Here is a 16,236-nt window from a genome sequence, read left to right on the forward strand (position 1 = left end):
CCAAGGTGGTCAACGTGAAAATTCAAATTTTACGGGGCACAATTGAGTTGACCAGTTTAACGGTTTGGAGGGTCGCCACTGCGATATGATTCATCCACATCCCCGGCTGCCGCAATCCCCGCTTGACCGTTTGGTTAACGAAAGCTGAAAACTCACGCATTGCGAGGGGGTTGCTGTAACGAGGTCATCCACCTGAATGCCGCGACGGGTTTCGGCGGCTCCGGAAACCCGCATGCCACGCCTCATATTCGGCTACGCCGACAAGTTGCGGTCCTTTTGCAACGCTTGTCAGCCGGTGGCCGCAGATCGCAAATTTTTCGTGCGTTCATCACGCGTCCAGCACGCGAATTTGATGCTCTGTCGCGTCAACTTCTAAACGAAAGGTAAATACCAGATGTGCCCGTAGCGTGACGATGCGTCCGCAAGCCTTGGTGTGATTCTTTCGATTCTGGTGATGAACCGTCACCCTGCCTTTAGACACGGCCAGACCCTAGGGGTGCGTGCGAGGCGCGCTCTCCCCCGGAGGCGGCTCGGTTCACTTTCGTGAACCAAGGGACAGGGGTTTCTTACAAGAGAGGAAGAAGTGGTCGGGGCGGCGAGATTCGAACTCACGACCCCCTGTACCCAAAACAGGTGCGCTACCAGACTGCGCCACGCCCCGGACCGTGCGTCTTCCTAGCTGTGAAGTTTGGGATTGAAAAGCCCTAACAGGACCATTTTGCAGTTTCAGGCGAAAAAACTTCATGCCGCATCTCGCTGCCGACGGAGATGCCATAGGACTCGACGATGCCAGCGTTGACTTCGAGCACCACAAACACCTGATCTCCACCGAAAATGGAGGTCAGATCGCCCGGCACAGCATTCTCATGGATCCTACTCACGACACCATCCGCGCCAACAAAAACCATGTCGAGCGGGATCAGGGTGTTCTTCATCCAGAACGCCACGCGCTGCGGTCGGTCATAGACGAACAACATACCGGAACGCGCGGGCATTTCAGCGCGATGCATCAGCCCCGTTGCCCGGCTGTCCGGTGTATCAGCGATTTCTACGGAAAACCGCGCCTGCCCCCACGGACCGCGCAGGTCGACATGATCGCGCGCGCAGGTGGCGCTGGCGCTTGTGGCTGCCAGCCATACCAGGGCGGCGCCGAGATATGTCGCCACCGCCTTGCGCATTTAGATGCTATGCTCCGGGTCGCCCATGGCGGCCTCCCAAGCCAGGACTTCCACGGCCATGTGACCGCGTTTGCCGTCTATGACGCGCATCGCCAGCGCCTCGCCGGATTGTACATCTGACAGGCCGGACTGACGCAGAACCTCGACGTGCAGGAAAACATCCTCATCGCGGCCGAATATGTTGGCAAAGCCAAAGCCCTTGGCCTTGTCGAACCATTTAACACGCGCAGGCTCCAGCGGCGTGCTGCTGATTTCGTCCGCGTTCATCTCTGCAAGGTCGCTGAGGACAGGTGTGTCCTCGCGCTCCGGCGGCGTGATCGCAATCACCTCGACCGCTTGCACACCGCGATCGGTGCGATGGGTGACAACCTCGATCCCGGCCCCATCCGCGATGGAGCTCTGACCGAAATTGCGCAGGACATTTACATGCAAAAGGATGTCCGGACCATCGTCAGGACAGACGATAAATCCATAGCCTTTTGCAGGGTCAAACCACTTCACTAGTCCACGGACATGCTGCAAACTGCTCAAGTCTTCGGCCATTTGCGAATTCCACCGGTTCGTTTGTTATTTCCGTGTTGCTCGCCTAACTGCGCGATTTTCGCATGAAGTTTCAAGAGCAAAATAGTCGGAAAATGTTGGATATAAGAAAATGTGACGTAGCGTGAACCTACGGGCTAAGGCGCGTAATTGTCCAATCATCCTCTGCACTTCCCCGCCGCCAGACAAAGCGGTCATGCAGCCTGAACGCACCATCTGCCCAGAATTCGATTTCGATCGGCATCAGGCGGTACCCTCCCCAGAAATGGGGACGTTTGGGATTCGTGCCCTTGGTCGCTGTCACCTTGGCGACCTCGGCCAGCAGTGCATTTCTGGACGACAGAGGCCGGGATTGCTGGGAGGCCCAGGCCCCAAGACGGCTCTTCAGGGAGCGGGATTCGAAATAGGCATCCGCCTGCGGTCCGTCTTCGCGCTCGATATGGCCGCGGACCCGGATTTGCCGGCGCAGCGATTTCCAATGCATCACGAAGGATGCCGTGCCGCTGGCGTCAAGTTCCTGGGCCTTTGCGCTCTCGTAGTTGGTATAGAAAACGAAGGCGGCGTTTTCAATTTCCTTCAGCAATACCATGCGGCTATTGGGCATGCCGGAAGCATCCACGGTCGCCAGCGCGATGGCATTGGGGTCATTGGGTTCCGTGGCCTCAGCTTCCGTCAGCCACTGGCGCGCGATTTCGAACGGGTCATCTCCCGCGAACAGTCCTTCTCGGTCCGACATTCTGTACCTTGTCCTTGCTTGTTGAGGCGGACCTTAGTGACCTTTGTGCCCGATTGAAAGACTGGGCATCGGTGTACACCCTTGATGCAAGTGTCGCAGCGGGCTAAAGGACATTCTATTATACTGATCACAGGCGGAGAACCTGCATGTCTAGTCAACTGATGGCCGGAAAACGTGGCCTGATTATGGGCCTGGCCAACGATAAATCCATCGCGTGGGGCATTGCAAAAGCCTGCGCCGAGGCCGGGGCGGAGCTTGCGTTCTCCTACCAGGGGGATGCGCTCAAGAAGCGTGTCGGCCCGCTCGCGGAGCAACTGGGCAGCGATATCGTGCTGCCCTGCGATGTTGGCGACGAAGCCTCGATCGATGCGCTGTTCGCCGCGCTTGAGGAAAAATGGGGCAAGCTGGATTTCATCGTCCACGCGATCGGCTTTTCCGACAAGAGCGAGCTGCGCGGCCGCTATGTCGACACCAGCCGCGCGAACTTCCAGATGACCATGGACATCTCGGTTTATTCCTTCACCGCCGTTGCCAAGCGCGCGGAGAAGATGATGGATGCGGGTGGCTCCATGCTGACGCTGACATATTATGGCGCCGAACAGGTGATGCCACATTATAATGTGATGGGCGTGGCCAAGGCGGCGCTGGAGGCATCGGTCAAATACCTGGCGGAGGATCTGGGCAAGGACGGCATCCGCGTCAACGCGATCTCTGCCGGCCCGATCAAGACACTCGCCGCCTCCGGCATTGGTGATTTCCGCTACATCATGAAGTGGAACGAGTACAATTCGCCCCTGCGTCGCAACGTGACCACTGATGACGTGGGTAAATCCGCGCTTTATCTTCTGTCGGATCTGGCCTCCGGCGTGACTGGCGAGAACCTGCACGTGGATGCGGGCTATCACGTGGTCGGCATGAAGGCCGTGGACGCACCGGATATCGAGAAAGGCTAATCCCAGATGACCACCAAGGACCCGAACCGCCTGCCCCATGAGAAGGGGTTTCACATCTCATGGGACCAGATCCATCGCGACAGCCGCGCGCTGGCGTGGCGTCTGGACGGGCTCGGGCCCGACGAGGGTCACTGGCGCGCCGTTGTGGCGATCACCCGGGGCGGCATGGCCCCCGCAATGATCGTCGCGCGTGAGCTGGACATTCGCACTGTCGATACAATCAGCGTGAAATCCTATCACTCTGGCGGCGGCAAGGCCGATCAGCGGCGCGAGGCCGAAGTGCTGAAAAGCCCGGATGCCGATATGATGGGCGACGGCACCGGAATTCTGATTGTCGATGATCTTGTTGATTCCGGCAAAACGCTCGAACTGGTGCGTGACCTCTATCCGAAGGCCCATCTGGCGACTGTCTACGCCAAACCTCAGGGTGAGCCGCAGGTGGACACGTTCATCACCGGCGTCAGCCAGGATACATGGATTTTCTTTCCGTGGGACATGGCGCTGCAATATGTCGAACCCTATCGCGGCACCGACTGATCCTCGTGACCAAGTTGAGAGTTTCAAAAGGCGCGCCCTGCCCGGTGCGCCTTTTTTCTGTTCTGCGTCTGCTTTCAACCTCTTGCGTCCGGGAGTTGAAATCGCCCTAATGCCGCCTGCGCCTCGACGCCATGACCAAAACAGGAAGCTGCCGATGAAGACCGCCCGAACCCAAGCCACCTTCGTCTCTCCGATCGTGGAATCGCGCCGGTGGCTCGCGGGTGTGACCTTTGCTGACGATCAGCCCTTGTTGAACCTCAGTCAGGCCGCCCCTGCAGACGCACCGCCCGAAGGGCTGCGACAGGCGATGGCAGAGGCTGTTCTGAACCAGACCAGTGCGCATCTATACGGTCCGGTGCTTGGGAATGAGGATCTGCGCGCGGCGCTGGCGGATCAGATGAGCCGTCATTACGACGCTCCGATTGCCGCATCCAATATCGCCATCACCTCAGGCTGCAATCAGGCCTTTGCCGCCACGATCCAGAGCCTCTGTGCCGAGGGGGACGCGGTGATTCTGCCGACGCCGTGGTACTTCAATCACAAGATGTGGCTGGACATGCAGGGGATCACGACCCTGCCCCTACCTGTCGGCGAGGGGATGCTGCCGGAGGTCGCACAGGCGGACGCGCTGATTACGGATCGCACCCGCGCCATCGCCTTGGTCACTCCAAACAACCCCTGCGGCGTTGAATATCCGGCAGCGCTATTGGATGCGTTCTTCGACCTCGCGCAGCGTCATGGGCTGACCCTGATCGTTGATGAAACCTATCGCGATTTCGACAGCCGCGACGGCGCACCGCATCGCCTGCTGCAGCGCGAAGACTGGCAGGAAACCCTTGTCCACCTCTATTCCTTCTCCAAGGCGTATCGCCTCACGGGGCATCGCGTTGGCGCCATCGCCGCCGGTCCTGATCGCCTGTCCGAAATGGAGAAATTCCTCGACACCGTCACCATCTGCCCGGCACAGCTGGGGCAGATCGGGGCAAAATGGGGCATCGACAATCTCGACCAGTGGCTGGCGGGGGAGCGAGCCGAAATCCTGGATCGTCGCGCCGCAATTCAGGACGGCTTTGCCCCTCTGGCGGCGAAGGGCTGGCAACTTCTCGGCCTTGGCGCCTATTTCGCCTATGTGGCGCATCCCTATGAGGAGAGTTCCGATGTTCTTGCGCAGAGGCTTCTGCGCGAGGCCGGGATGCTGCTGCTCCCCGGCACCATGTTCACCCCCACCGAGGCGCCCGAAGGCCACCGCCAGTTCCGCATTGCCTTTGCAAATGTCGACCGTGCCGGCATTGCGGACATGCTCTCGCGCCTCGCAAATTTCGACGGATGACAGACGCGGACTGACATCCCCGTGCATCCCCATGTGCGCGTTGCCCTCTATGCTTGCCCCTGCCGGGGCAGACGCGTATTCAGGGCAGCAACAGGAGACCGCCGACCCAGTCGGCGCAATTTGGCCGCCCGGCTTCAACGCTGCGGCGCGCCACCAAAAGACGACATAAAGGGCCGCAGGCATGAAACACCTTTCCAAGACCTTCGTTTGGATCCTCATGGGTCTGTTGTTCGTGGGGCTTGCCGGCTTTGGCGCGATCAACGTGTCCGGCACCACGCGCACGCTGGCCACCGTGGGCGAGACCGACGTCAGCGTTGACGACTACGCCCGTGCGCTGCAGCAGGAACAACGCGCCATTCAGGCTCAGTCCGGCCAATCGGTACCGCTGTCGCAGCTGATTTCCATGGGCGTGGATCGCGGTGTGCTTTCGGGCCTTGTCGCATCCGCCGCTTTGGACAACGAGATGCAAACGCTCGGGATTTCCGTCGGGGATGAGACCTTGCTGAAGGAAATCACCCAGATTCAGGCGTTCCAGGGTTCTGACGGTGCGTTCAGCCGTGACAACTATCGCTTTGCGCTTGAAAACGCCGGCCTCTCCGAGCCCGAGTTTGAAGAGGACATGCGTGCCGAGACCGCCCGTACGTTGCTGCAAGGGGCCATCGTCGGCGGCACGCGCATGCCTGCGGCACTGGGCGAAACGCTGACCGATTATATCGGAGCGCGCCGCAGCTTTGCCTATGTGCGGCTTTCGGCAGAGGATGCGGTCCTGACGGCGGTCGAACCGACCGAGGACGAGCTGCGTGCCTATTACGAGGCCAACATCGACGCCTTCACCCTGCCCGAGACCAAAGTCATCACCTATGTGGCCCTGCGCCCCGATGCTCTGGTCGACGAGGTCGAAGTGGACGAGACCGCCCTGCGCGCGCTTTATGAGGAACGCGACGCGGAGTTCAATGTCCCGGAGCGTCGCCTGGTTGAGCGTCTGGTCTTTGCCGATCAGGACGCCGCAGACACGGCCAAAGCGCAGCTGGACGTTGGCGGAACAACCTTTGAGACACTGGTGCAGGATCGCGGCCTGAGCCTGTCCGACATCGACATGGGCGACGTGGCACAGGACGACCTTGGTGCCGCCGGCGAAGCGGTGTTCGCGGTTGAGATGGGCGACGTGGCCGGGCCGCTGCCCTCCGATCTTGGCCCCGCGCTCTACCGTGTGAACGGCCTGCTGGAAGCAAGCTTCACCAGTTTTGAGGACGCGCTGCCCGCTCTGCGCGAAGAGCTGGCGCTTGACCGTGCCCGCCGGGTGATCGAGTCGCGCGCCGAAGGCATTGATGATCTTCTGGCCAGCGGTGCCACGCTTGAAGAACTGGCCGCGGAAGAGCACGGTCTGGCCGTGGGTCGCATCGACTGGACCGCCGATACCACCGATGGCATTGCCGCCTATGACACCTTCCGCACCGCAGCCGAGGCGGTCAGCGTCGAGGATTTTCCAACTGTTGATTACCTCGATGATGGCAGTGTCTTTGCGCTGCGTCTTGACGAGGTGTTGGATCCGCGTCCCGAACCGTTCGACAGCGCCCGTCCAGCCGTGACCGAGGCGTTCAAGGCAGATCGTGTTGCCAAGGCGCTGAAGGCAGAGGCAGATGAGCTGAAAGCGGTGGTCGAAGCCAATGACGGCCAGTTCCCGGAAGATCGCGACGTCACCGAGCAAACCGGCCTGACACGGACTGCCTATCTCGACCAGACCCCGGTTGACCTGATGAACGAGGTCTTCGAAATGGAAGTTGGCGAAGTCCGCGTGGTGTCCGATGCGGAGGGTACGGTTGTTGTACGCCTCGACGACACGCTGCCGCCGGACGACAGCGACGACATGCAGTTCCTGACACAGGCGCTGAGCGAACAGCTCGATCAGTCCCTGTCGAACGAGATCTTCCAGATCTACATGCAGGCGGTTCAGACCCGCGCACGTCCGCAGGTCAACCAACAGGCGGTGAATGCAGTTCACGCCACTTTCCAGTAACTCCTAAGTTCGAGGCGCATGCTCTCATGGCTCTGATCCCCGACTTCGACACATTCGCCAAAGCCTATGAGGCGGGCGAAAACCAGGTGGTCTACACGCGGCTTGCAGCCGATCTGGATACGCCCGTGTCTCTGATGCTGAAACTCACCGGCGCGCAGAAGGATGCCTTCATGCTGGAATCGGTGACTGGCGGTGAGGTGCGCGGGCGCTATTCCATAATCGGCATGAAGCCGGACCTGATCTGGCGTGCGCGGGGTGAACAGGCAGAGCTGAACCGGGCAGCCCGGTTTGACCCGGAGGGGTTTGCCCCCCTGACGGGCAATCCGCTCGACACTTTGCGCGCGCTTCTGGCCGAAAGCCGGATCGACCTGCCGGATGATCTGCCGCAGGCAGCCGCAGGGCTGTTTGGCTATCTGGGCTATGACATGATCCGCCATGTGGAGCATCTGCCCAATGTGAATCCCGACCCGCTTGGCCTGCCGGATGCGGTGATGATCCGCCCCTCTGCGGTGGCGGTTCTGGACGGGGTCAAGGGCGAGGTCACTGTGGTCTCTCCCGCGTGGGTCAGCGACGGGCAATCGGCGCGCGCAGCCTATGCGCAGGCCGCCGAACGGGTAATGGATGCGGTGCGCGATCTGGAACGCGCCATGCCCGCCGAAACCCGTGATCTGGGCGAGGCGCTGGAAGTCGGCCCGCCGGTGTCGAATTTCACCAAGGACGGCTATATGGCCGCCGTGGAGAAGGCCAAGGACTACATCCGCGCCGGAGACATCTTTCAGGTGGTGCCCGCGCAGCGCTGGACGCAGGATTTCCCGCAGCCACCCTTTGCGCTTTATCGCTCGCTCCGGCGCACCAACCCCTCGCCGTTCATGTTCTACTTCAACTTCGGCGGTTTCCAGGTGATCGGCGCCAGCCCCGAGATCCTCGTGCGGGTCTTTGGCGATGAGGTCACCATTCGCCCCATCGCAGGCACCCGTCCGCGCGGCGCCACCCCCGAAGAAGACAAGGCGCTGGAACAGGATCTGCTGGCTGACAAGAAAGAGCTGGCCGAGCATCTGATGCTCTTGGATCTGGGCCGCAATGACGTGGGCCGCGTCGCCAAGATCGGCACAGTGCGCCCCACCGAAGAGTTCATCATCGAGCGTTACAGCCACGTGATGCATATTGTCTCCAATGTTGTCGGCGAGTTGCACGAAGACAAAGACGCGCTGGATGCGTTTTTCGCCGGCATGCCAGCGGGCACGGTCTCCGGTGCGCCGAAGGTGCGCGCGATGGAGATCATCGACGAGCTGGAACCGGAAAAGCGCGGCATATATGGCGGCGGTGTCGGCTATTTCAGTGCCGGGGGCGACATGGATATGTGTATCGCCCTGCGCACTGCGATCGTGCAGGACCAGAAGCTTTATATTCAGGCAGGCGGCGGTGTGGTCTACGACAGCGACCCGGACTCTGAGTATATGGAGACCGTGCATAAATCCAATGCGATCAGGCGCGCGGCTGCCGATGCGGCACGCTTCACCGGCAACGGCAATCGCTGATCTGATTAGGCATTCCAAACAAAAAAGCGCTCCCGGAAATCTCCGCGGAGCGCTTTTTGTTTTATCATGAATAGCAGGTGCTGATTACTGCGAGATCGGGTCCAGAAGGCGTTTCAGGCTGGTGGACACGGGCACCAGCTCGACCCTGCTGGCGCGGTCCTGCAGCCCCCAGATCAACAGAGCAGAGATAGTGTCGGGTTTCAGTCGGCCCAGCATGATCACCGCGCCTTCCTGTCCGGACCGGAACGCGGCCTGATCGAGGAACCTGCGCATGGCGCGCGGATCCTGCCCTGCGCCGTCAAAGTCGCGGAACACGACACCGGCAGGGTTCCCATCGCGCAGCGCCATCTTCTGCACCGTGTTCAGACCGTTGTCCTGCAGCACCAACCCATATCCGAGATCGGCGGCGATGGTGGCCACCTGATCGGCAAGTGGCCGGTTGCCCTGTACACCGCCGTCGTTGCCTTCCAGCACACCAACCACTTCGGGCAGGCGATCAAACCAGACCGAGAGGGCAACTTCGGCGTCCTGCGGAGTCGCATCACGGGACAGATCCGCCAATACAAGCACCTCAAACCCTGCGGCGCGCCGGGCGGCCATGCGGTCCTCGGCCTGCGGATCGCTGGGATCGATGGCAAAGGTCAGCGGATAGGGAAAGGCTTCCAGGGCCTCGGCACCCACTGCACCCTCTTCCTCAATCAGGATGATGGACATCAGCGGCAATCCCGGTGCGGGATCAGCCGGTTCCGCATTGCGCCGGAACGGCGGCTCCTGATCAGCCGTTGCAAATTCCTGCGCCGCGTCCCGCTCGGTCAGCGGCAGGACGCGGGTGCCAATGCTGGGGCCTTCGTCCTCGGCTGTGTCGGTTCCGGCCTGCGGCAGCTCTGAAATGCTGAGGTCAAGGTCTTCGTCCTCGGAGGCACTGTCGTCGCTGCCGACCTGCGGTGTGGGCGTTGGCTGCGGTGTCATCACGCTGGGCGGCGCGGTGATTTCTGGTGCCGCGTTGATCGTGGGCGGCTGGATCGCTGCCTCGTCAAGCTGAAGCGGTGCCTCACTGTTGCCGGAGGCGCCGTCCACAGCAGGAACATCAAGCTCCACATCGGGAGCCGCAAGCACGGGCTCCTCAGTGGGTGTTGGGGCGGGTGGCTGCGCGCTGTCCTCGACCACATCGGGCGACACATCCGCCGTCGGCGTGTCCAACCCATCGCCACCGGGCGTGGTCTCCACGGATGCATCAGATGCGACCTGGACATCCGGCGTTGTCCCCGCGCCCTCATCAGGGCTGATCTGTGCCGCGTCCTCGTCTGGAACCGTCACCTCGGGGCGCGCTGCGGACTGCGTGTCGATTTGGTCCGGCGCATCATCGAGCAGGCCCGCATCCTGAGCCGGCGCCTCGGGCGCGGTCTCGACCAGATCCGCATCACTGCCGGGGGTGTCCTGTGGCGGCGTGGGTTCGACCCGTTTGGCAAGGATCGTTTCCGGTGTCTGATCCGAGACATGCACCACCTGCGGCAATGGTCTCGACAACGACCACACCGCCGCCCCTGCAACCGCGACCAGCGCCCCCACGCTTACGCCTCCCAGAAATCCTCGCATGCCTGTTTCGCCCTCTGTCCTGTGCCCGTGGTCTGACCTTCTGTGAGACGCCTGAACGCTGAACATCTGCCCCTCATGCCACCTGGCAATCCGGATGTGCCCTTGACGCTGCCGCGCATCCCTGAACATGTATGGTCCGTCACACTATACTGCGGCGCGGCCCCCGCCCGCCACCCATAAAAGAGCGTCCCAAGATGTTGCTGCTAATCGACAACTACAACTCCTTCACCTACAACCTTGTGCATTATCTTGGCGAGCTGGGCGCCGAGATCGAGGTCTGGCGAAACGACGCGTTGGATGTGCAGCAAGCCATGGCGATGAAGCCCGCCGGCATCCTGCTGAGCCCCGGCCCCTGCGACCCCGATCAGGCGGGCATCTGCCTTGCGCTCACCGAAGCGGCCGCCGAGACCCGCACGCCGCTGTTGGGCGTCTGCCTTGGTCATCAGACCATCGGTCAGTCCTTTGGCGGCAAGGTGGTGCGTTGTCATGAGATCGTGCATGGCAAGATGGGCAAGATGCATCACACCGACAAGGGCCTCTTCAAGGGGCTGCCTTCGCCGTTCGATGCCACCCGCTATCACTCGCTGGTGGTGGAGCGCGAGAGCTTTCCGGAGTGTCTGGAGATCACCGCAGAGCTGGAAGACGGCACCATCATGGGCCTGCAGCACAAAGAGCTGCCCATCCACGGCGTTCAGTTCCACCCGGAATCCATCGCCTCCGAGCATGGGCATGCGCTCCTGCAGAACTTCCTGAATGAGATGAAGGTCCCGGCATGAGTGATGCGCTGAAACCTCTGATCGGTCTGGCCGCAGATCGCGCCCTGACCCGTACCGAAGCCGAAACCGCCTTTGCCGCGCTGTTCAATGGCGAAGCCACCCCAAGTCAGATCGGCGGCCTTCTGATGGCCCTGCGCACCCGGGGCGAGACGGTGGATGAATATGCCGCCGCTGCCGCCGTGATGCGCGCCAAATGCAACAAGGTCACCGCGCCTGCAGGGGCGATGGACATTGTCGGCACCGGCGGTGATGGCAAGGGCACGCTCAATATCTCGACCGCGACGGCCTTCGTGGTGGCGGGCACCGGCGTGCCTGTGGCCAAACACGGCAATCGCAACCTGTCGTCCAAATCCGGTGCAGCAGATGCGTTGACCGAGATGGGCATTAAGGTCATGGTCGGCCCAAAAGTGGTTGAAAAATCACTGAAAGAAGCGGGCATCTGCTTCATGATGGCGCCGATGCATCACCCGGCGATTGCCCATGTGATGCCCACCCGTCAGGAACTTGGCACGCGGACGATCTTCAACATCCTCGGCCCCCTGACCAATCCGGCGGATGTCAAACGCCAACTGACCGGAGCGTTCAACCGCGACCTGATCCGCCCGATGGCGGAAACCCTGCAACAGCTCGGCTCGGAGAAAGCATGGCTCGTGCACGGCTCAGACGGCACCGACGAGCTGACCATCACCGGCGTCAGCTGGGTGGCAGGCCTCAATGAAGACGGCAGCATTTCCGAATTCGAGGTCCGCCCGGAAGAAGCGGGCCTGCCCGAACATCCCTTTGAGGCGATCGTGGGCGGCACCCCTACCGAGAATGCCGAGGCGTTTCGCGCGCTTTTGAACGGCGAACCCTCCGCCTATCGCGACGCCGTGCTGTTGAACTCCGCCGCCGCGCAGGTGGTGGCGGGCACCGTGTCCTCGCTCAAGGAAGGGGCCGAGCGCGCCGCCGAAAGCATCGACAGCGGTGCGGCCCTTGGTAAGGTCACGGCGGTTGCACGGATCACCTCGGAGGCCAGCTAATGGCCGCGCGAGACCTCCACACAGCCCCCCGACCCGCCGTCGGGGGCTGGGCGGAACTGCCGTTCTTTGACACACACTGGCCTGAGATCGAAGCACAGCTCGCAGCTGAGGCGCGTGAGATCCTACCGCCTGCACACCAGCGCTTTGCGGCGCTGGATCTGACCTCGCCAGAGGCCACCCGCGTGATAATCCTCGGCCAGGACCCCTATCCCACACCGGGGCACGCCCATGGGCTGTCATTCTCGGTTGAACCGGATGTGACACCCCTGCCCCGATCCTTGCGCAATATCTTTCAGGAGATGCGCGACGACATCGGCAGCTGCCCTGAGACCGGCGATCTGCGCCCATGGGCCGAACAAGGCGTGCTCCTGCTCAATACGGTGCTGTCGGTGCCTGCGGGTGATGCCAATGGCCATAAGAAACTGGGCTGGCAGGCGCTTGCGCATCAGGTGCTCGATCATAGCTCTCGCCGCCCGACGGCCTATGTCCTGTGGGGCAACCAGGCGCAGGCGCTTGAAAAACACATCCGTCCCGGCGATCACCTGATCCTGAAGACGGCCCATCCTTCGCCCCTGTCGGCGCGGCGCGGCTTTTTTGGATCGCGTCCGTTTACACGGATCAATGACTGGCTCTCCGCCCGCGGCGAGCCGCCCATCTCGTGGACAGCCCCACGGACCTATTCAGGGAGCCCCGCTGATGTCTGAGACCATTCTGGACAAGATCAAAGCCTATAAGCTCGAAGAGATCGCTGCCGACAAGGCGGCCAAACCGCTTGCGGAGGTTGAGGCAGAGGCGCGTGCAGCCGATCCCGTGCGCGGCTTTGCCGACCGTCTGCAGCAGGCCACACACGAGGGCTACGGTCTGATTGCCGAGATCAAAAAAGCCAGCCCCTCCAAGGGTTTGATCCGCGCTGATTTCGATCCTGCCACCCTTGCGCAGGCCTATGCCGATGGCGGTGCCACCTGTCTGTCTGTGCTCACCGACACGCCGAGTTTTCAGGGTGCCAAGGAATTCCTTGTCGAGGCCCGCGCCGCCTGTGATCTGCCCTGCCTGCGCAAGGATTTCATGTATGACACCTATCAGGTCGCCGAGGCCCGCGCGCTTGGTGCCGATTGCATCCTGATCATTCTCGCCTCCGTCTCGGACGAGCAGGCCGCAGAGCTGGAAGCCTGTGCCATCGAATGGGACATGGATGTGCTGCTGGAGGTCCACAATGAGGACGAGTTGAACCGGGCGAGCCATCTGAAATCGCGGCTGATGGGCATCAACAACCGCAATCTCAACACCTTTGAGACCTCGCTGGACACCACCCGCCACCTGTCGCGTCTGGTTCCGCCTGAGCGGGCGATCGTCTGCGAGAGCGGTCTGAACACGCCCGAGGATCTCTCCGATATGGCCCGCTATGGTGCGCGCAGTTTCCTGATTGGCGAGAGCCTGATGCGTCAGGACGATGTGACCGCCGCCACCCGAGCGCTGCTCGCCAACCCGCTTGTTCCCGGCGTCTGAGGAGGCCTGCCCATGTCGCTCACACATTTTGACCAGAAGGGCGACGCCCATATGGTGGATGTCTCCGACAAGGATGTGACCGCACGCATCGCTGTGGCCGAGGGTCACATCAAGATGTCGCGCGAGACCTTTGATATCATTGCGGAAGGGCGCGCCAAGAAGGGCGATGTCTTGTCGGTTGCGCGGCTCGCTGGCATCATGGGGGCCAAGAAGACCTCCGAGCTGATCCCGCTCTGTCACCCGTTGCCCATCACCAAAGTCACGGTCGAGTTGACACTCGACCCTGATCTGCCCGGTGTACGTGTCGAAGGGACGGTCAAGACCACCGGCCAAACCGGCGTCGAGATGGAGGCGCTAACAGCGGTCTCCACCGCCTGCCTCACGGTCTATGACATGACCAAGGCCGTCGACAAGGCCATGGAAATCGGCGGCATCCGCGTTCTGCTGAAGGACGGCGGCAAGTCCGGCCGCTACGAGGCCTGATCATGATCTCCGTCGCCGAGGCCCGCGCCGCCCTGCTTGATCTGGTCTCTCCCGTCGAGGTTGAAACTATTCCATTGGCGCAGGCGGCGGGCCGGGTGCTGGCAGAGCCTGTCACTGCCCGTCGTGATCAGCCGCCCTTTGATGCCTCCGCCATGGATGGCTATGCCGTGAACGCCGCCGAAGTTGAGCTGCACGCGATGTTCAAGGTGATTGGCGAGGCTGCGGCCGGGCATGGTTTTGAGGGCCGTGTCGGTGCTGGGCAAGCGGTGCGGATCTTTACCGGCGCGCCGGTGCCGGACGGCGCCGATTTTGTGGTCATTCAAGAGGATGTAGTACGCAAGGGCGACCTCATCACGATCAGCTACGATCCGGGCGATAGCGCCAATATCCGCGATCAGGGCCGCGACTTTCGCGCAGGTCAGACGGTCGACGCCCCGCGCCGCCTGCGCCCTGCGGATATCGCGCTTCTTGCGGCCATGAACATAGCCGAAGTCCCTGTGCGCCGCCGTCCCGTAGTGGCACTGATGTCCACCGGGGATGAGCTGGTCATGCCCGGAGAAATTCCCGGTCCGGATCAGATCATTGTCTCCAATACCTTCGGCCTGAAGGCGATGTTCGAAGAGCACGGCGCGGAGGTCCGTATGCTGCCGATCGCCCGCGACACCGACGCCTCGCTGCGCACCGCCTTTGGTCTTGCGGCGGATGCGGATCTGGTGGTGACCATCGGCGGGGCCTCGGTGGGTGATCACGATCTGGTGGCGGGCGTTGCCGAAAGCCTCGGGTTGCAGCGCGCTTTCTACAAGGTGGCCATGCGCCCCGGCAAACCGCTGATGGCCGGTCGTTTTGGCACAGGCGCCATGGTGGGCCTGCCGGGCAATCCAGTCTCGGCGATGATCTGCGGTCGGGTCTTCGTGGTATCGATGCTGCAGGCCATGCTCGGCCTGTCGACTGCAGAAGAGGCACGCGCGCAAGCGTCGCTTGCGGTGGCACTCCCCGCCAATGGACCACGCCAGCATTATATGCGTGCGACCTGGACCGATCAGGGATTGCAGGCCTTTGACAGCCAGGACAGTTCGCTCTTGTCGGTTCTGGCGCAGGCCGAAGCACTGATCGTGCGCCCGCCTCATGACCCCGCGCGCAACATCGCGGACCACGTGGAATACCTGCCCCTCTAAGGGAGCACTCCGGCGAAAATCCTGTTGGCGGCAAGACTTGCCAGGGCTTTTTATGTTCCCCTTATGATCCGACCCGTTGACACAAAACGAGAACATGAATAGAACATGACTAAAGGTATCGTGCAGAGAGGCCAGCCATGCTGACGAAAAAACAGCTTCAGCTTTTGGAGTTCATTCATAAGCGTCTGCAAAAGGACGGCGTCCCGCCCAGCTTTGATGAAATGAAAGTAGCGCTGGATTTGCGCTCCAAGTCCGGTATCCACCGCCTGATCACGGCGCTGGAGGAACGCGGCTTTATTCGCCGCCTTGCCCACCGTGCCCGCGCGATTGAGGTGATCCGCCTGCCCGACAGTCTCGGCGGCGGTCAGGACAGTTTTGCACCGCAAGTGATCTCTGGCGGCAAGCCGGACTCTGCGCCAGAACCGGAGTTGAAACCCGCCCCGAATACCGGCGCCACCGAGCTCGCGGTCATGGGTCGTATCGCTGCCGGGGTACCGATCGAGGCGATCAGCCAAGCCTCCGCGCATGTGGCGGTCCCCAACGGGATGCTGTCCAGCTCGGGTGAGCATTTTGCACTCGAAGTGCGTGGCGATTCGATGATTGATGCGGGCATCAATGACGGTGACGTGGTGGTTATTCATGAAACCGCAGCGGCCGATAACGGCGATATCGTTGTGGCGCTTGTCGAAGGGCATGAAGCCACGCTCAAACGCTACGTGCGCAGCGGTCGCATGATCGAGCTTCAGGCAGCCAACCCCGCTTATCCAACGCAAACCTATGCTGAAGATCAGGTGAAGGTGCAGGGGCGTCTCGTTGGACTGATCCGCACTTACTGAGTATCTCGGGCCGCTT

The 16,236-nt window shown here is 61.7% G+C and carries 15 protein-coding genes, 1 tRNA gene and 1 pseudogene; 12 read left to right on the plus strand and 5 right to left on the minus strand.

Translation table 11 applies throughout. The annotated features are described in order from the left end of the window. Positions 1–584 precede the first annotated feature (584 nt). The 4 genes and pseudogenes from R1T40_RS06090 to pdxH all read right to left on the minus strand — a co-directional run. Positions 585–661, minus strand: a tRNA-Pro gene (locus R1T40_RS06090). A 43-nt stretch (positions 662–704) separates the two neighbouring features. Beyond that, complete coding sequence (locus R1T40_RS06095; protein WP_317386245.1) at positions 705–1,178, minus strand: DUF192 domain-containing protein; 474 nt, start codon at positions 1,176–1,178, stop codon at positions 705–707. Then, positions 1,179–1,721 carry a cold-shock protein gene (locus R1T40_RS06100; RefSeq protein ID WP_317386246.1) on the minus strand — a complete coding sequence of 181 codons (543 nt, stop codon included), beginning with the start codon at positions 1,719–1,721 and terminating at the stop codon, positions 1,179–1,181. A 127-nt stretch (positions 1,722–1,848) separates the two neighbouring features. Continuing rightward, positions 1,849–2,460 (minus strand): annotated as a pseudogene (gene pdxH / locus R1T40_RS06105) (pyridoxamine 5'-phosphate oxidase); the annotation flags it as partial. Between the two features lie 140 nt (positions 2,461–2,600). Here pdxH and fabI point away from each other — a divergent pair. The 5 genes from fabI (at position 2,601) to trpE (ending at position 8,829) form a co-directional block, all read left to right on the plus strand. Continuing rightward, entirely contained in the window at positions 2,601–3,407 is an 807-nt protein-coding gene (gene fabI, locus R1T40_RS06110; RefSeq protein ID WP_106163598.1) for an enoyl-ACP reductase FabI, read from the plus strand. A gap of 6 nt (positions 3,408–3,413) precedes the next feature. Next, positions 3,414–3,944 carry a xanthine phosphoribosyltransferase gene (gene gpt, locus R1T40_RS06115; protein ID WP_106163597.1) on the plus strand — a complete coding sequence of 177 codons (531 nt, stop codon included), beginning with the start codon at positions 3,414–3,416 and terminating at the stop codon, positions 3,942–3,944. A gap of 154 nt (positions 3,945–4,098) precedes the next feature. Continuing rightward, a complete protein-coding gene (locus R1T40_RS06120) occupies positions 4,099–5,274 on the plus strand; it encodes an aminotransferase (RefSeq protein ID WP_317386247.1) in 1,176 nt (391 codons plus the stop codon). A 181-nt stretch (positions 5,275–5,455) separates the two neighbouring features. Then, a complete protein-coding gene (locus R1T40_RS06125) occupies positions 5,456–7,291 on the plus strand; it encodes a peptidylprolyl isomerase (RefSeq protein ID WP_317386248.1) in 1,836 nt (611 codons plus the stop codon). Between the two features lie 26 nt (positions 7,292–7,317). Continuing rightward, positions 7,318–8,829, plus strand: coding sequence for an anthranilate synthase component I (gene trpE / locus R1T40_RS06130; RefSeq protein WP_317386249.1), 1,512 nt, complete (start codon positions 7,318–7,320; stop codon positions 8,827–8,829). Positions 8,830–8,913: 84 nt separating this feature from the next. On the opposite strand, the gene R1T40_RS06135 is transcribed toward trpE, so the two are convergent. Next, positions 8,914–10,425, minus strand: coding sequence for a divergent polysaccharide deacetylase family protein (locus tag R1T40_RS06135; RefSeq protein WP_317386250.1), 1,512 nt, complete (start codon positions 10,423–10,425; stop codon positions 8,914–8,916). A 194-nt stretch (positions 10,426–10,619) separates the two neighbouring features. On the opposite strand from R1T40_RS06135, the gene R1T40_RS06140 reads away from it, so the two are divergent. The 7 genes from R1T40_RS06140 (at position 10,620) to lexA (ending at position 16,220) form a co-directional block, all read left to right on the plus strand. Then, on the plus strand, positions 10,620–11,201 hold the full coding sequence (locus tag R1T40_RS06140) for an anthranilate synthase component II (protein ID WP_317386251.1): 582 nt from the start codon (positions 10,620–10,622) through the stop codon (positions 11,199–11,201). Then, complete coding sequence (gene trpD, locus R1T40_RS06145) at positions 11,198–12,220, plus strand: anthranilate phosphoribosyltransferase (RefSeq protein ID WP_317386252.1); 1,023 nt, start codon at positions 11,198–11,200, stop codon at positions 12,218–12,220. Before R1T40_RS06140 ends, trpD begins: the two co-directional genes overlap by 4 nt. Continuing rightward, positions 12,220–12,924, plus strand: coding sequence for a uracil-DNA glycosylase (locus tag R1T40_RS06150; protein WP_317386253.1), 705 nt, complete (start codon positions 12,220–12,222; stop codon positions 12,922–12,924). Before trpD ends, R1T40_RS06150 begins: the two co-directional genes overlap by 1 nt. Next, the gene (trpC, locus tag R1T40_RS06155) at positions 12,917–13,726 is read left to right on the plus strand and encodes an indole-3-glycerol phosphate synthase TrpC (RefSeq protein ID WP_317386254.1); all 810 of its coding nucleotides are present in this window, start codon (positions 12,917–12,919) and stop codon (positions 13,724–13,726) included. The genes R1T40_RS06150 and trpC overlap by 8 nt, the downstream gene beginning before the upstream one ends. Positions 13,727–13,738: 12 nt before the next feature. Beyond that, a complete protein-coding gene (gene moaC, locus R1T40_RS06160; RefSeq protein WP_317386255.1) occupies positions 13,739–14,209 on the plus strand; it encodes a cyclic pyranopterin monophosphate synthase MoaC in 471 nt (156 codons plus the stop codon). A gap of 2 nt (positions 14,210–14,211) precedes the next feature. Then, on the plus strand, positions 14,212–15,384 hold the full coding sequence (locus R1T40_RS06165; RefSeq protein ID WP_317386256.1) for a molybdopterin molybdotransferase MoeA: 1,173 nt from the start codon (positions 14,212–14,214) through the stop codon (positions 15,382–15,384). Between the two features lie 137 nt (positions 15,385–15,521). Beyond that, positions 15,522–16,220: a transcriptional repressor LexA gene (gene lexA, locus R1T40_RS06170; protein WP_317386257.1), complete on the plus strand. Its 699-nt coding sequence runs from the start codon at positions 15,522–15,524 to the stop codon at positions 16,218–16,220. The last annotated feature ends 16 nt before the right edge of the window (positions 16,221–16,236 follow it).

Source organism: Tritonibacter scottomollicae (assembly GCF_032924845.1).
In the GTDB taxonomy this organism is placed as follows: domain Bacteria; phylum Pseudomonadota; class Alphaproteobacteria; order Rhodobacterales; family Rhodobacteraceae; genus Epibacterium; species Epibacterium scottomollicae.

What these genes read in the sequence shown, in the direction of transcription:
- R1T40_RS06140 (WP_317386251.1), top strand. Translation starts at nt 10,620, where the DNA reads ATGTTGCTGCTAATCGACAACTACAACTCCTTCACCTACAACCTTGTG.
- R1T40_RS06120 (WP_317386247.1), top strand. Translation starts at nt 4,099, where the DNA reads ATGAAGACCGCCCGAACCCAAGCCACCTTCGTCTCTCCGATCGTGGAA.
- gpt (WP_106163597.1), top strand. Translation starts at nt 3,414, where the DNA reads ATGACCACCAAGGACCCGAACCGCCTGCCCCATGAGAAGGGGTTTCAC.
- fabI (WP_106163598.1), top strand. Translation starts at nt 2,601, where the DNA reads ATGTCTAGTCAACTGATGGCCGGAAAACGTGGCCTGATTATGGGCCTG.
- R1T40_RS06165 (WP_317386256.1), top strand. Translation starts at nt 14,212, where the DNA reads ATGATCTCCGTCGCCGAGGCCCGCGCCGCCCTGCTTGATCTGGTCTCT.
- trpD (WP_317386252.1), top strand. Translation starts at nt 11,198, where the DNA reads ATGAGTGATGCGCTGAAACCTCTGATCGGTCTGGCCGCAGATCGCGCC.
- R1T40_RS06125 (WP_317386248.1), top strand. Translation starts at nt 5,456, where the DNA reads ATGAAACACCTTTCCAAGACCTTCGTTTGGATCCTCATGGGTCTGTTG.
- R1T40_RS06150 (WP_317386253.1), top strand. Translation starts at nt 12,220, where the DNA reads ATGGCCGCGCGAGACCTCCACACAGCCCCCCGACCCGCCGTCGGGGGC.
- trpC (WP_317386254.1), top strand. Translation starts at nt 12,917, where the DNA reads ATGTCTGAGACCATTCTGGACAAGATCAAAGCCTATAAGCTCGAAGAG.
- trpE (WP_317386249.1), top strand. Translation starts at nt 7,318, where the DNA reads ATGGCTCTGATCCCCGACTTCGACACATTCGCCAAAGCCTATGAGGCG.
- R1T40_RS06135 (WP_317386250.1), bottom strand. Translation starts at nt 10,425, where the DNA reads ATGCGAGGATTTCTGGGAGGCGTAAGCGTGGGGGCGCTGGTCGCGGTT.
- lexA (WP_317386257.1), top strand. Translation starts at nt 15,522, where the DNA reads ATGCTGACGAAAAAACAGCTTCAGCTTTTGGAGTTCATTCATAAGCGT.
- moaC (WP_317386255.1), top strand. Translation starts at nt 13,739, where the DNA reads ATGTCGCTCACACATTTTGACCAGAAGGGCGACGCCCATATGGTGGAT.
- R1T40_RS06100 (WP_317386246.1), bottom strand. Translation starts at nt 1,721, where the DNA reads ATGGCCGAAGACTTGAGCAGTTTGCAGCATGTCCGTGGACTAGTGAAG.
- R1T40_RS06095 (WP_317386245.1), bottom strand. Translation starts at nt 1,178, where the DNA reads ATGCGCAAGGCGGTGGCGACATATCTCGGCGCCGCCCTGGTATGGCTG.